We start from the raw sequence: 17,746 nt of genomic DNA, 5'->3' as shown, positions 1-17,746 counted from the left end.
ATGATGGAATTGAAAACTATAAGTTATTTAAAAATAAGTATTTTTATTGCCTGCCTGTTAGAAAGGAGGTTCTGCCTTTTGAGAGACAGAATCGCTCTTCTTCTCCTTTTTTCGGTTTACATGGTCCAACATGCAGAAACTAATTATTTGTTAAGTGATGTCTTAACAGTGATTCTCGGTGGTAAACGTTAACTTCGGTCCTGAATTACCCAAATTATTGTCGTCAGCTTGGCAGCAGAGAACAGTGGTTGGTTACGAAAAGAAGTCGTGTGAATTCAAACACGAATCGAGAGCAGATTGAATACACTCATTTTGTACAGAATGCTTAACACGATCGTTCTCTAAGTTGAACAATTATGTTGCTTTAAGGCAACACCCCCCACCATCCCACTTACTGAACAGGATTCGCACTTTTAGGATGACCTTTACGAAGGTCCTACAACCTGAACAGGATTGCCTAAACGTTGTATATTCTCTTTTTATTAATTGCAATTCGTTCGCGCGTCGGCAAAGATATTCCATATTCCGCATTAATATCTGCAATCTTGAGTCAAAATGGCGTACACAAAAAAGAAATTCCTTTTATGGAACGCTTGGCTCACTGTTAGATTTAATTCGTTTAATCGTCAAATTAAGTGACTATTTTGACAGTAAATACCCTCTCAACCATACCATTTGTGAATCATCCACTATCCAATCAGTTACGAGTAAAAAACCTATGAAGAGCCTGAAGAGATTGTTTGGCCGTAAATCTACTCGAAAAGCAACCCGTCGTTCACCATTTCGGATCTCTCGTCCGATTGGATATGCGAGCCATGTCGAACGGCTTGAAGATCGAACTTTGCTGGCCAGTAATATCCTGGCTTCGCTCGAAAGTTCAGTGAATCAGCCCAATGATTCGACCGAACTGGTTTTGAATGTTGGCCCCGGCAGCTCTCCCACGCTTGGGTTTGAGGTCAGAGCATCTGCAAGCTCGACCTTCGATCCAGCAGCGATTCAAATCTTTGATGCGAATACCAACGCGGTCATTCCGTTGAATCTTGCGGAAAATGATCATAATGGCCCTAACTCGCTGGTCTTAGCGACACTGAACCCAGGGGAATACAAGATCCTAGTGAACGGTCAAACTGCTGATACCGGTGGATTTATCGTGGATGTGTTCCTGCCCGGTGATATGGACGGCAGTGGAACCGTCTCGGATCCCGAATACCAGCACGCGCTAGCAGCCTTCTATCAGCATACGTATGGCTACAATCACTTTACAGCGCAATTCATACAGCAGTTGGGGTTGGATCCAAGCGCTGACTACTATTCAGAAGAGCTGGATGGCGATAAAGATGGTGACGTTGATAACAACGACTTACTAATGATGAATTCCAACCGGAATATTCCTCCAATTCAACTGGAGCTGATCGGTGACCAGGATGCACCCGCGGTCGATGCCGGTCTGGAGGTCGATTCCGGGATTTCTGATTCAGACGGTATCTCGAACGAATTGACGATTGTGGGGACCGTCACCGACGAGAGCCTGATCACGCAATTCAAAGTCGCCCTGGACGGGGGCAGCTTTGTGGATATCTTCGGAGAACTCTCCGGCGGTGCCAACGGGGGAACCTTCACGTTAACCCGCGGCTGGCTGGAAACGAACCTGAACAGTGGCGCTTCACTTGAAGGGGGCACGCACACGCTGCACTTCATGACGGAAGATGAGCACGGCAATATCAGTTCCGCTGGCATGTTCGACGTCAATTTTGAACTGGATACGATCGCTCCGAGCCAGGGGAGCTTAAATTTGGGTAGTTTCTCAGCTAATGAAGACTTCGGCACTTATACTGTAAACCCACTTTCGGCCTATATTAATCAGAATGGGGGAACAGCACTTCAATACGAGGCCGTCCACGTATCCGGGGATGACCTCGTCACCTTCGATTTCTCAACCGATGACTTGACTTTCAATTCGATCCTGGATGCGTTTGGGGCTGGCGTATATAAAATCATCGCGACCGATCTGGCCGGCAATTCGTTCGAAACACCCACATTCAATGTTTTCATTACAGCGATCAACGATGCTCCGGTTGCCGTAGATGATCAGTATACCACCAATAATGAAGATGATGTCTTCAATGCATTCGGGCCGGGGTTGGTAATTGCGAACGACACCGATGTCGAGAATGACATGCTGACCGTAGTGGAAGTGAACGGTTCCTCGGGGGATGTTGGAACTGAGATTACGATCGGTGCAGGTGGAAAACTGACACTCGAGTCAGATGGTAGTTTTTCGTTTGATCCAGACGGAGTCTATAATTATCTGGCTGCCGGCGAGACCGCGACCGAAACCTTCACCTACACGATCAGCGATGGGAACGGCGGCACCGATACTGCAACTGTGACGATCATCATTACAGGTACCAATGATGATCCTGTCGCTGAAAATGACGCTTTGACGACCGATGAAGATACCGTCTTGTTTGGCGGCGATGTATTCGCTGACAACGGCAGTGGTGCCGACAGCGATGACGATACCACGGATACTCTGACGGTCGTTGGTATTACCGATAGTGTCACAACCGGCACTGTGGGCAGTGCGTACATGCTGGCCTCGGGCGCCATCGTCACGATCCAGTCAGACGGCACGTTTGATTATGACCCCAATGGGGCTTTTGAAGGCCTGGCTGTGGGGCAAAACGCGACCGATTCCTTCACTTATACGATCGACGACGGTAACGGCGGCACAGATACGGCGACCGTGACGATCACCATTGATGGTGTGAATGATGCACCTGTTGCCGAGAATGACGGTTTCAGCACCGATGAAGATACTGTGCTCGTCGGTGGCGATGTCTTTGCCGACAATGGCAACGGGACGGATAGTGACGTCGATCTGAGTGACACGCTGACGGTCACCGGCATCAACCAGGGAATGACTACCGGGACCGTGGGCAGTGCCTTTTCGCTCGCCTCCGGTGCAATTGTGACACTCCAGTCAGACGGCACGTTTGACTATGATCCGAACGGTGCCTTCGAATCTTTAGCCATCACTGAAACGGCCACCGATTCCTTCACCTATACAATCGATGATGGCAACGGCGGAACTGATACCGCGACTGTGACGATCACCATTGATGGAGTCAATGATGATCCGCTGGCACAGGCTGATGCCTTTACCACGGATGAAGATACGGTCCTCACGGGAGGCGATCTTTTCGCTGATAACGGCAGCGGTCCCGACAGCGATCCTGATACGAGTGACATCTTTACTGTGAGCGAAGTGAATGGCGTCTCCATGAACGTGGGGACTCAGATTACCCTTGGATCCGGTGCTTTGTTGACGCTGAATGTGGACGGCACGTTTGACTACGATCCCAATGGTGCTTTTGAAGGCCTGGCTGTGGGTGACACCGATACCGATTCCTTCACCTATACGATCGATGATGGTAATGGCGGAACTGATACCGCGACCGTGACAATCACGATCAACGGTGTGAACGATCCGCCAATCGCCGAGAATGACGGGTTTACGACTGATGAAGATACAATCCTCGTTGGTGGTCTCCTGTTCGAAGATAATGGTAACGGAACGGACAGAGATCCCGATCTGACTGATGTGTTTTCCGTGACAGGTATCAGTGAGGGAATGACGACGGGTACGGTGGGCAGTCCCTTTGTGCTGGCCTCGGGTGCCATCGTTACGGTTCAGTCAGCCGGCACGTTTAGCTACGATCCCAATGGTGTGTTTGAAAGTCTGGCAGTCGGTGAAACTGATACAGATACCTTTACCTACACAATTATGGATCCGTTTGGTGGAACAGATACAGCCACCGTGACGATTACCATTACCGGTGTGAACGATGATCCAACTGCGGAATACGATGAGTTTGCGACAGATGAGGACACGGTTCTTACTGGTGGAAATGTGTTGGTCGATAACGGCAGTGGTGCTGACAGCGATCCCGATACGTCTGATACGCTGATGATTTCAGAGGTCAATGGCGTCTCCGGTAATGTAGGAACTCAGATTCTCCTGCCGTCCGGTGCTTTGTTGACAATGAATGCGGACGGGACCTTCGAGTACGATCCCAATGGTGCCTTTGAATATCTGAGTGTGGGTGATGCAAACATGGACAGCTTCACTTACACCATCGATGATGGGCATGGGGGTACCGATACGGCTACTGTCGCGATTACCGTCCATGGTGTCAATGATGTCCCGACCGCACAAGATGATGCATTTACGATCAACGAAGACACGACGATTGCGGGCGGCGATTTGTTTGCCGATAACGGTAATGGTGTCGACAGCGATCCCGATAGCAACGATGAATTTCTTGTGTCAGAAGTAAATGGATCTGCCGGAAACGTAGATTCCCAGTTTACGCTACCTTCAGGGGCCCTGCTGCTGGTCAACAATGACGGGGGCTTCAATTACGATCCCAATGGTGTCTATAACTATCTGGCCGTTGGTGAAACTGCTCAGGATAGCTTCACTTATCAGATCTCTGATGGAAACGGGGGGAGTGATACGGCGACAGTAACCATTACCATCACGGGTCTGAATGATGATCCCACCGCGAATAATGATGAGTTTTCGACAGATGAGGACACGGTTCTCACTGGTGGAAATGTGCTGATCGATAACGTCAATGGCGCTGACAGCGATCCTGATACAAGTGATACGCTGATGGTTACAGAGGTCAATGGCGCTTCCGGTGATGTAGGAACCCAGATTACACTTGGATCCGGTGCTCTGTTGACGCTGAATGCGGACGGGACCTTCGAATACGATCCCAATGGTGTCTTTGAGAATCTGTCTGTGGATGAACCAAACATGGACAGCTTCACTTACACCATTGATGACGGGCATGGGGGTACCGATACAGCAACCGTCTCGATCACCATCATTGGTGTCAACGATGCACCGACTGCACAAGATGATGCATTTACAATCGATGAAGAAACGACGATTACGGGCGGCGATCTGTTCGCCGATAACGGCAGTGGTGCGGACAGTGATCCGGATACACTCGATACTCCGTTTGTCTCACTGGTCAATGGATCTGCCGGTAATGTGGATTCCCAGTTTAGCCTGGGTTCGGGGGCATTGCTGCTGGTCAACAATGATGGAACCTTCAACTACGATCCCAATGGTGCCTATGACTATCTGGCCGTGGGTGAAATTGCCACAGAAACCTTTACTTACACGCTCAGTGACGGTAACGGCGGTACGGATACGGCGACCGTGACGATCACGATCAACGGTGTGAATAATCCTCCGGTTGCTCAGCCTGATGCCATCGACGTCAACAAGGAACAGACCATCAATGGCAACGTCTTTGCCGATAATGGCAGCGGCGTCGACAGCGATGTGGATGCCAGTGACACCTTTAATGTCACTGATGTGAATGGTCAGTCAGGCGATGTCGGAATGCAGATTACGCTCGGTTCCAACGCACTGTTGACTTTGAACGCAGATGGAACATTTACCTATGATCCCAACGGCCAGTTTAATCATCTGACCGGCCTGGATACTGCCACTGATACGTTCACTTATAAGATTGATGACGGTAACGGCGGTACGGATACAGCCACGGTGACTCTAACGATTTCGGCCAACCAGATGCCGATCGCCAATCTCGATATGGCGGCGACCGATGAAGAGACGGCACTTCCCGGAATTGACGTTCTGGCGAACGATACCGACCCGGATGGTGATGACAACAATCTGGTCGTTGTCAGTTTGTTCAGCATGTTCTCCAGTGGCGGTGCCTTTCTGTCGCTGAATATGGATGGTACAGTCAGCTACGATCCGACGGGGGCCTTCGATTATCTGTCTGCCGGTCAAATGGTCACTGATACCTTTACTTACACAGTGGGGGATGAACGGGGCGGTTTTGCTACCGGAACGGTACAGGTGACTGTGACTGGCGTGAACGATGATCCTACTGTTAGTGCACCCGTGGAGTCGACCACCACCGAAGATGATGGCTCTGTCGACGTCGATCTGCTGGCGAATGCCAGTGATGTGGATGCGAATGACACCTTGTCCATTTCCGCTATGACGAAAACGAATACTGGAAACGACGGCGGGATCTCGATCAATGGAACGACGCTGACGATCAATTCCAGCTTCTACAACAATCTTTCGTTCAATGAATCCGAAGTCATTACATACAGCTATAACATAGAAGATGGAAACGGCGGCGTGGTCGCACAGACGGCAACGATCACCATTAACGGTGAAAATGATGCTCCCACCGTCTCGATGGGCGTGGTTTCCACACCTACAGAGGATGACGGTCAGTATGTCCTCAATCTGCTTTCCAATGCTAGCGACGTTGATCTGAGTGATACACTGTCCGTCATGAATTTGGTCAAGACCAGTGGTGACGCCAGTGGAATCAATGTTAACGGAAATCAGCTCACCATTACGCCGAGTGTCTACAACGGCCTGGCTGCCGGGGAAACGGAGGTCATCGAGTACACGTACGATGTCATTGACGGCAACGGGGGATCGGTTGCTCAAACGGCAACCATCACGATTAACGGTGTGAATGACGCACCGACTGTGACAGTTCAGACGATCTCAGAAACAAGAACAGAAGACGACGGCAGCTTTAGCATTGACCTGCTGCAAAATGCCAGTGACGTTGATACTACAGATGTGTTAATGGTCGATAATCTAGTCAAATTCAGCGGTAACAATGTTGGTGTTACGGTCAATGGAAATACGCTGGATATCGATCCGAGCGAGTATAACTTCCTGGCCGCCGGTGAGGTTGCTGTGGTTGTCTATCACTATGATGTGATCGACGGTAATGGTGGAAGTGTGCCGCTGATTGCATCCATCACTATTACGGGGGTGAATGATCCGCCGGTTGCTCAGAATGATGGCCTTTTAAACACAACCGAAGATACGGTGCTGGATTCGGCACTGGTGGGGCTGGGGATAAGTGTCTTAGACGACAATGATGCTGGTCCGGACAGCGACGTCGATCTGAGCGACACCCTGTCTGTTACTGGCATCGCCGATGGTTTCACGACCGGTACCATCGGTAATCCCTTCATGCTGGCTTCCGGGGCCATTGTCACGCTGCAGTCGGATGGAACATTTACTTATGATCCGAACAATGCCTTTGAAGATCTGGCTGTCGGAGAAAATACAACCGACACTTTCACTTATACTCTCAGTGACGGCAACGGCGGCACCGATACGGCAACGGTGACCATTACGATCGACGGTGTGAATGATGCTCCGGTCGCCGCTGATGACGAGTTTTCCACCAACCAGGATTTTGTCCTCACAGGAGAGAATCTTTTCGCTGACAACTCCAATGGTGCCGACAGTGACATCGATGCCAGCGATTCATTAACCGTGATGGAGATCAGCCAGGGGGGAAGTGTGGGGACCGTTGGCAGCGGATTCACGCTGGCTTCAGGTGCGATTGTCAACGTTCTGGCAGACGGGACCTTCAGTTATGATCCGAATGGTGCCTTCGATTACCTGGGAGCCACGGAATCGGCCGTCGATCAGTTTACCTACACGATCGAGGACGACGAAGGCGTCACCGATACCGCCACCGTGACCGTAACGGTCTTTGGTTTAAATGATCCTCCCGTCGCAGCAGATGACGACATTACCCTCAATGATGAAAATTCGATTCTGCTGGGGAATGATGTCTTTGCTGACAACGGCAACGGTGCCGATAGTGATGTCGATGCGACTGATATGCTGACTGTGATTGGCATCACCGATGGTGTCTCAACCGGAACGGTGGGAAGTGCCTATGTACTTGACTCCGGTGCCTCTGTCTTACTTTCGGCAAATGGGATTATGGGATACTTTCCCAATGGTGCGTTCAACAGTCTGGCTGTCGGGGAAACGGCAACCGATTCGTTCACGTACACGATTAGTGACGGAAATGGCGGCACCGATACGGCCACGGTGACCATTACGATCATCGGTGCGAACGATCCTCCAAACGCCGTTGCTGACGATGTTGTCACCAATGAAGATACCATTCTCGTCGGTGCCGATGTCTTCGTCGATAATGGCAATGGTGTCGATAGTGATGTTGATACGACTGACATGCTGACCGTGACCGGTATCAACCAGGGAATGACCACCGGCACCGTCGGCAGCGGATTCACGCTGGCTTCGGGGGCGATTGTCACGATGCAGTCTGACGGAACCTTTTCTTATAATCCCAATGGTGCCTTTGAGCACCTGGCAGTCGGTGATACCGCAACGGATACCTTTACTTATACGATCAGTGATGGGAACGGCGGAATGGATTCGGCGAACGTACAGGTTCTGATCAATGGTGTGAACGATGATCCTCAAGTCAGTGCCGCTGTGACGTCGACCAGCACGGAAGATGATGGCATCGTCAACGTGGATCTGCTGACCAATGCCAGTGATGTCGATCAGAACGATACCTTGTCCGTCACAAATCTGATGCAAACCAATGGCGGGAACGCCGGTGGGATCACAATGACCACAGCGTCAAGCTGGTCGATTGACACCAGCTTCTACAGTTTTCTGCCCGCAAATGAATCGGAAGTCATTACTTATAGCTACGATGTCATTGATGGCAACGGAGGGACTGTTGCTCAAACACTGACGATTACCATCGACAGCGTGAATGATGCTCCGGTCGCTCAACCTGATGCTTTCTCGACGGATGAAGATACGACTCTGGTTGGCGGTGATGTCTTTGCCGACAATGGCAGCGGTGTGGACAGCGACATCGATGAGCTTGATTCATTTACCGTGACGGGTATCAGCGAAGGGATGACAAGCGGTACTGTCGGTCTCCCGTTTGTCCTCTCGTCAGGAGCCAATGTTACAATCATGTCAGACGGTACGTTTGACTATAATCCGGATGGTGCGTTTGAGAACCTGGCCGTAGGTGAAACTGCGACAGACGAATTTACTTACACGATTGATGACGGGAACGGCGGCACCGATACCGCAACCGTGACGATTACGATCAATGGTGTGAATGATCCCGTGATGGCAGCAGATGACGCTGTGACAACGACCAAAGATACACCGTTGAACTTCGACGTTCGCCTGGATAACGGGAGTGGTCCTGATACAGATGCGGACACAAGTGACACACTGTTGGTCACTGAAATTACTGATACGATGCTGGGGACTGCGACCGCTACAGTAGGAATGCCGATTATTCTGGATTCCGGTGCGACGGTGACTCTGCAGTTAGATGGAACGTTGGTTTATGATCCAAACGGGCAGTTCCCAAGTCTGGTTGAGCCGACTGATGTCGACACAGATATGTTTACCTATAAAATCAGCGATGGAACTACGACTGATACCGCAACCGTGACTGTCACTGTGACTGGTAGCAATGAGTTGCTGGTGGCGACTGATGAACCATTGGTTGATATTTTCCGAGATGGCCTGACGCCGGAAACGATTGATCTGGATCTCCATTTTAATGATCCTGATGTTGGTGATACCGTGACTTATATGGTGGACACACATGTCGAGGGTGATATGCCAGGGGATGCGTTACCCGCCAACTTCTGGGCCAATGTTTCAGTCTCAGGTAGTGATTTAAATATCACTTATACCGACTACAGTTCGGAACAGGTGCGTCTGCCGCTGGTGATCACGGTAACTGCTCATTCTGATGATACCATTTCTCCGGATGTGATCAGAACATTTAAGCTGATCCCAGATCCACAGTCGACAGTGGATATCCGGCTGATTGCTCGTAATGTGGCATCCAGTGGCAGAGACTTCACCTCGTTCCGGGCCGAATTAAATGTCACTACGTTACTCGCCGACGAACTGGGGGGGGCTCGGTTCCAGCTGGTCAATGGATTACAGGATCTGAATTATTCGATCTATCTTGGTGATTATGGCTTGGATGTTGATGGGACAGCCAATGGTGACTCCACAGATGATTTAAAAGAACTCAGGATCATCGATACTACCAATGATAACGTATTGTTTACTGTCTTTAGTAACAGTTCAGCTGACGATAATCCAACCATTGATTCCGTGAATGACATACTTACCGGAACATGGACTCTTGGAGAAGGGCTGTCTAGTGCCATCATTGACAAATTGTATGACGGAGTTCTGGCCGTCGAGGTGATCGAGAATACGGGGGGAGCCGGCACTGCTTCGATTGCTTCGGGGGGAAATATTGTTGTTTCTCCTGAAGTTGCTGATGTGACTGATCTGCCCTCGTCTGTCAGCCAGGTGGCTGTAGGTGACCAGTATGTTGTAGAAATGTGGATCAGTGATCGGTTGGCGCAGGTGCTGGCCGGTGTGTCTACACCGGCAGGTGGTGTGTCATCTCTGATCATGGACATGATCTGGGATGTTGCTGATGCTTCTCTGGTTGATGATCAATTTACTATTGATACTTCTGCCTTTGGTTTCCTTACCAATGTGACCAGTGTTGATGGCCCCGGCGGCGTGCTTTCTGATATCAGTGCTACGAGTGTGCTTCCCGATCTAGCTTCCAACGGATATGGCCGGGTCGGCTATGCCATCTTTAGTGCAGATGACATCGCAGATGATGTTGATTTCATGATTGATACAACTGATATACTAACCGGAGTTGATGGAGTAAACCGAGACGTTAGGGTTAACTTCAGCCAGCTTTCGATTACCAATACTTCAGTGGATCAGGTCACTCCTTCTGAGTTCTTTATTCAGACCGACCTCAGTAACTTGTCCGTGTCGGGGACCATTACAGTCGATGGTCAAGAGATTAATCTATTGCCACAGTCAGCCGGTTCGGATGCGACCAGTGTCAGTGGTCGTCTGGATGTACTTCTGGATGATGTGAATAGTCCCGGAACGATTCAGATTGTTGATTCTTACATCGAAGTCAACCCCTCAGGTGATGCTCGCCCTGATCGTGGTCTGTCAGACGATTACTCAATCCTGGATCTGGCCGACTTCGGCCTGGTTGGCGATCAGTTGATTCCCGATGTTTTTTCAACTTTTGATGGTGAAATAAATCTGGCGATTCGCGATGCGATTGCTCAGGTGATCTCAAGTCCGCAGGCGATTGATGGTTCTGGTAACTTTGATATCTCAGAAAACTGGTTACTGGAGAACGGGCTACTAGACTCGATGATTTCATTACCGGGTTTCACTGATACCGTTGTTGACTCCAATTCAGAGTCGACGGCCGGTGAAACGATGTCGTTTTTCGATCCACTCACGATGGCTCCTGTAGGTTTAGCGGCCTGGAGCCAGGCCAACTTGACTTTAGTTTCGCCGGGAGTCTATGAGTTGCTGATTCCGATCAGCCGTCGCATTGAATTTACAACTTCAGACGGGGCTGATGTGGTGCTGAACCTGGTGGGATCAGCGACTGCCCGTTTCGATGTAAATCAGGATGATACGGATGAAGCCGGCGATACACTGGCCACAGCCGAAGTGACCGGTTTGACCTCGGCAGCTCCTGGAACTCAGGTCTTTCAAGGGGTTATCGGAAACAACACTGTTATTGCTGATCCGTTGCTGGATGTCGACATGTATGAGATTCAGTTGGATGCCGGTGATTCGGTGATTGTGGATGTTGATGCCAATATGTTCGAGACAGGGCTCGATAGTATCGTTCGCATCTTTGATTCGCTGGGCAATCAAGTTGCCTACTCTGATGATGATTTGGCGCCGGATGAGTTTCTCGTAAACCAGTTATCAACCCCGTTGGATTCGTATGTTACGTTTACCGCGTCTTCAACCGGAACCTACTATATTGGTGTCAGTGCCTACAATGATTCTAATGATCCCTCAACTTATGACCCAACCAATACTGCGGGTCGACCAACAGGTGTCGATCCCGCTGATGTTGGCAGCTATGACCTGACAATTACTGTGCAGGAAGGGGCACTGCCATTACATGGTACTCAGGCGATTGTGACTGATACCACATTGGATGCTGGGACTGCCGTCGATCTGGTCGTTGTTCGTACTCAGACAGAATTGAATCAGTTCGGGCAGACTTCTGAATTACCCGCCAGTGATACCTGGATTGATGAATGGAGCTCATTCTGGGTTGAAGTTTATGTGGAAACTGCAGATGCAAGAGGGATCACTGATGCAGCAGTTGACCTAAACTACAACACAAATTTCTTTTCTGCGACTGAGATTGAGTTTAGCAGTGCTTTTGCTGCTTCAGGTCAGGCTGTGATCGACGATACAACGGGAGTTGTGACTGGTCTCAGTGGTACAGCGATCTACGAAAAGGTCGGAAACGGAGAAAAAACCCTGCTGGCTCGAGTCAAGTTCGAATCGTTGTCACAGGATGATGTCTCCATTGACTTTGAAGATAAATTCATCGGCCCGCATGCTTTGGGACTGTCACTCAGTAATGTGAGTGTCAATCTGACGAATGGAAGTGATACCACTTTGATTGTCGGAGATGCTCCCGAAACGGATCTATGGGCGATTGCCTATGATGTGAATGATGATGATCAGATCAATGCTCGCGATCTGGTCGTCATGATCACAATTTATGGTCAGAATGTACTTGATTCAGATTCACCCTATGTCTGGGCATTAGATGCTGATAAAAGTGGTACGGTGGACCATAGGGATTTGAGATATTTCATATCTAACTACGGCGTTCAAAAAGGGGGAGACAGAGATGTTGTTTATCCTGCCAACTTCCTGCAACGCTGGTATGGTAAAACGACCGATATCACTGGTGATTCCTCCATTGATCAGGTGATGGATGAAGCGTTGGGTATTTGGCAGGATGCGTTGGGGCTGGAAGAACCGCTGGATATTCAGTTGGTTATTACCAACCTGGGGGGCACTCAACTGGGTGAAGGTCAGATTACCGGTGTCGACTCTGAAGGTCGTCCTGTTTCCGGGATTGTGACGCTGGATGACAATGCCGCCGGTCTCGGCTGGTATTCGGATCTGGACTCTTCCGCCTTCGGTGATACGGTTCTGGAAGGGGGCGTGGCTTACACCGCTGATGCGGGTTCCGATGCCGCCGGTCACTATGACTTGTTGACGGTTCTGTTGCACGAAATTGGTCACGTGCTCGGGTTCACTGAAACGTATGCACCGTTTGAAAGCTTCGTGCAAACCGGAGTTGGTGGAACGTTGAGCTTTGTTGGCAGTGGCTTTGAAGCCACGCTGACCGATGATGGCCTGCACCTGGATGATACGGTTCATGCCGGAGATGTCATGAATGCGACACTCGATCCGGGGGTTCGTAAACTGCCTTCGATTCTGGATGCCTTGATTCTGCAGTCTGCTCACGAAGCCGCTGCTTCAGGGAGCTTCGAGATTCTGGTAGGCGTGAATGCTCCTCTAATGGCAAATCTGCCTGCAGATGAGCAGCTCGAAACCAGTGTTGAGCCGTTGGCAGTCTTGGAATCCAACACTGTCGTGTTTTCCAACAGCGTGTCAGAGTTTAACGAAAGTGTACTGCCAGAGTTCAATCTGACTCGAAATCAGTTGGATCTCAATTCGTCTACTCTGAATCAGGTCGAGCTTGATTTAACCGTGCTGGAAGGTCTGAACGACGAACTGGTCAGTAACCTGCGGCTCAATGGGTTGTCGATCGTGGACAGTCGCGAGCACAGCCCGAGTTCCGATGCGAACCAGACAGAAACCGATACTGATCTTCTGGGGCTGACTCAAGAATTCGACGCTGGATTTGATGATGTCTTCTCTGACTGGGCAGGCCCGATTCTATAATTCAGCAGAATTCAAGATATGTACAACGCGCCCTTATGAGTGCCTTCCAGATCACCGTAAGGGCGCTTTTTCTCTAACCTGAAACGAATGGCTGCTGTAGGAAAGATGGGGGGCGCGTTGATTTTTAGCAACATGCAGTCAATTTCGTTATCCAAATATGAATGTATTAAAAGACTTTCAAAGTCTGTCCTTTCTTTTCTTGAATACTGAACAGTCTGATGTTATGTTTCAGGAGTCTTTGAACAAGTCAGGACAAAACAATCTAATCTGGGGGACGAACTGTTTTTCAAACAGATCGTTTTCATTCCCCATCAGTTCAGGTCCCTATTTCTGGAACCAATTACTTCTTAAGATTTTGTAACATTGAGGAGAAACCAAGCGTGAGTGCTAAGAAAGATGAAAAATCAGCTGAAGCAACAACAGAAGCAGCCGCAGAGCAGGCACAGGCTCCCGCTCAGCAACAGCAGCAGGTTAAGGTGAACGACGACAACGTCGCAGCCAGCTATGCTAACTTCTGTCGCGTTTCCAGTACTCCAGAAGAATTGATTCTGGACCTGGGATTAAATCCACAGCCACTTGATCCTGCAAACACTGAGATCAACGTTGGCCAGCGGATTATTCTGAACCATTACACAGCCAAAAGACTGCTGAGTGCACTTTCAATGGCACTGCAACGTCACGAACAGGCTTTCGGAGTTCTGGAAACAGACATTCGTAAACGTGTTGTTCAGAAGTCATAGTGCTTTCACACGAGCGCGATTGACGAAGGCTACATCTAAAACCGGCCCGATGTGAACTTGCATCGGAGCCGGTTTTTTTGTTGCGCTGCTGAATGTGTTTTCGTTCTGCTTCTAAGGCCCCTCTATTACCGGTTCAGGCATCCTTTTACCTGTTATTCCGGTTTTTCCTGAAATTTTGGATAAAAGATTGGCAGCGGATGAGTAGGAAAGCCAAAACGAGTTTGGTAACTTTCATAATGACAGCGCAAGTCAACTAGAGGAGAAAGCTTTAAAACTCTGATCTTATACAATATTGTAAAAGAAAACCGTTTAGAACTCGTTTCATCGACAATCCAGTTGTGATTCCCTGTCAGAGGGGCCTTACTATTGCCTTGTCGGTAGTTCGTCTCTAAGCCCGGAGAGGGCACAATGCTAGATAAACCAGATGCAGTTTCATCCCACTTTGACGACAATGGGCACTATGAGAGTCAGTTGCCGGAAGAATTAGTCAACGAAATCAGCTCGGAATCCTTATCGTTCGTTGAAGATCTGTACACAAGCTATCTGAAGTCCCCGGGCTCTGTTTCCCAGGAATGGCAGGACTTCTTTGCCCGGTTCCCCCACAAGGTCACGCGTAAGCAAAGACCTGGGTTTGGGCCTTCGTTTAAACGCCATACGATGTTCAATCCTCCCGGATCTCAAAAAACGGAAGGATTGGATCGCCAGACAATGAAAATTGCTGATCGCCAGGAACGTCTCGATCAGCTGATTCGGAACTACCGGGTGCGGGGACATATTCTGGCTTCACTGGACCCGTTGGGGAAAAAACGGGCCACACCTGCCGAGTTGATGCCCGAATTCTATGATTTTTCCGAACGCGACTATGACCGGATTTTTTCTACATCCACCTTTGGTGGCCCTTCGCAGCGCACATTGCGGGAGATGATCCAATGGTTAAAGAACACCTACTGTCGATCCATTGGTGCTCAGTTTATGCACATCGACAGCTTGCGCGTTCGCAAGTGGCTGCAAGACCGCATGGAAAGCACCGCCAACTTTCTCAAGTTTGAACGCCCTGAAGCGCTGCGGATTTTGCGTCGTTTAACCGATGCGGTTGTTTTCGAAGAGTTCATTCAGAAGAAGTACGTCGGCTTGAAAAGCTTCTCACTGGAAGGGGCGGAAAGCCTGATTCCGCTGCTGGATCTTGCTGTTGAAAAAGCGGGTGAACAAGGCGTTGACGAGATCGTCTTCGGCATGGCTCATCGCGGCCGGTTGAATGTGCTCACGAATATCATGGGCAAAAAACCGCGCGAGATCTTTCGGGAATACGAAGACTCGGTTCCTGAAATGAGTGTAGGACGCGGTGATGTCAAATATCACCTCGGATACAGTTCCGACTGGATGACCGAATCAGGGCACAATGTCCATCTGACGCTCTGCTTTAATCCCAGCCATCTGGAATTCGTGAATCCCGTTGCCATGGGCCGGATGCGAGCCAAACAGGACCGCTGGCACAACATTGATCGGACTAAGGGAATGGTCCTGTTGATTCACGGCGATGCGGCATTTGCAGGCGAAGGCGTGGTTCAGGAGAGTCTGAACCTGAGTGAGTTAAAAGGTTATCGCACCGGTGGAACGATCCACGTCGTCGTGAATAACCAGATCGGTTTTACGACGGACCCTGCACAAAGCCGCTCTTCGACCTACGCGACGGATGTCGCGAAAATGCTGCAGATTCCGATCTTCCATGTCAATGGAGAAGATCCGGAAGCAGTCGCCCAGGTTGTCAAGCTGGCAATGGACTTCCGTAAGGAATTCCATCGTGATGTTGTCATCGATATGTACTGCTATCGTCGTCGCGGTCATAATGAAGGAGACGAACCTTCTTTCACACAACCATTAATGTACGACATCATCAACCAACGTCCCTCTGTGCGAGACAGCTTCCTGCAGCGAATGCTGGAACGCAAGTCTGTCACGCAGGAGGACGGCGACCGTCTGCAGGAAGAGAGTATCACACACCTGGAATCGGAACTGGCAGCAGCCCGAGTGGACAATTATCCGCATACTGTGGAACTGCCAGCAGGCATCTGGGCCGGATATCGCGGGGGGGAAGAGCTTCCTGCCGATCAGATCGATACGGGAGTTCCTGAAGAAAGTCTGGTCAACCTGTTATTAAAGCAGACCGAATTTCCGGACGGATTCACGCCGCATAAAAAAATTCAGAGGCTATTGCGCATTCGTAGAGAAATGGCAGAAGGTGAGCGTAAGTTAGACTGGGGCGCCGCCGAATCTCTGGCCTTTGCTTCCTTGTTGACCGAAGGCTACCGGATTCGCGTGAGTGGCCAGGATGCCCAACGTGGTACATTCAGTCATCGCCATGCTGTGCTACATGATGTCAAAACCGGAAAAAAATATACACCGCTCAAACATCTGGTGGCCGGTCAGGGACCTGTTGAATTCGTCAACAGTCCTCTATCGGAAGCGGGTGTTCTCGGCTTTGATTACGGTTACAGTTTAGACTGTCCCGATGGTCTGATTATCTGGGAAGCCCAGTTTGGTGATTTCTGTAATGCAGCCCAGGTGATTATCGATCAGTTTATCGTCAGTGCCGAAGATAAATGGCAACGTTACAGTGGAATCGTGATGCTCTTGCCACACGGATTTGAAGGACAGGGGCCGGAACACTCCAGTGCGCGATATGAACGATTTTTGCAGATGGCTGCGGAGAACAATATTCAAATCGCAGTCCCCACCACGCCTGATCAATTTTTCCACTTGCTCAGACGCCAGATGATCCGCAAATGGCGCAAGCCATTAATTGTGATGACGCCTAAAAGTCTGCTCAGACATCACGATGCGGTCTCCAGCTTTTCATCGATGAGTTCGGGTTCGTTTTTCAAGGTGATCGCCAACACGACAGACATCGATCCTCAAAAGGTCACTCGGATTTTACTCTGTACCGGAAAGATCTATTACGATCTGAATGAGCATCGAAAACAGGCAGAACGCGATGATATCGCCATTATTCGGATGGAGCAGCTGTACCCGATTCCCAAAGCTGAGCTTGAGGCGGCGTTAGCGCCTTATCCTGAAGGAACTCCTGTGTACTGGGTCCAGGAAGAACCGGAAAACATGGGAGCCTGGCAATTTATCTATTGTCGCTTTAAAGGGAATCTGTTTGGCCGTCATCCACTTGAGGGCGTCTATCGTCAGGCGAGTGCCAGTCCGGCGACAGGATCCAGCAGGAGCCACCAGTTCGAGCAGGAAATGCTGATCTCAGAAAGCTTCCGCTAAGTGGCGATGGTATCTGGAATCAGGCGAT

The 17,746-nt window shown here is 49.8% G+C and carries 3 protein-coding genes; all 3 read left to right on the top strand.

What is annotated here, in order from left to right:
* Nucleotides 1-736 precede the first annotated feature (736 nt).
* The 3 genes from Pan241w_RS19085 to Pan241w_RS19075 all read left to right on the top strand — a co-directional run bounded on the left by Pan241w_RS19085 (nt 737) and on the right by Pan241w_RS19075 (nt 17,718).
* A complete protein-coding gene (locus Pan241w_RS19085; protein ID WP_198000024.1) occupies nt 737-13,702 on the top strand; it encodes a beta strand repeat-containing protein in 12,966 nt (4,321 codons plus the stop codon).
* A gap of 380 nt (nt 13,703-14,082) precedes the next feature.
* The gene (locus tag Pan241w_RS19080) at nt 14,083-14,442 is read left to right on the top strand and encodes a DUF3467 domain-containing protein (protein ID WP_145218901.1); all 360 of its coding nucleotides are present in this window, start codon (nt 14,083-14,085) and stop codon (nt 14,440-14,442) included.
* A 408-nt stretch (nt 14,443-14,850) separates the two neighbouring features.
* Complete coding sequence (locus tag Pan241w_RS19075) at nt 14,851-17,718, top strand: 2-oxoglutarate dehydrogenase E1 component (RefSeq protein ID WP_145218899.1); 2,868 nt, start codon at nt 14,851-14,853, stop codon at nt 17,716-17,718.
* Nucleotides 17,719-17,746 lie beyond the last annotated feature (28 nt).

Origin of the sequence: Gimesia alba (assembly GCF_007744675.1) — a bacterium.
GTDB classification, from domain to species: domain Bacteria; phylum Planctomycetota; class Planctomycetia; order Planctomycetales; family Planctomycetaceae; genus Gimesia; species Gimesia alba.
The sequence above is the reverse complement of the archived record's forward strand: the minus strand, read 5'-3'. Positions and strand labels throughout refer to the sequence as shown.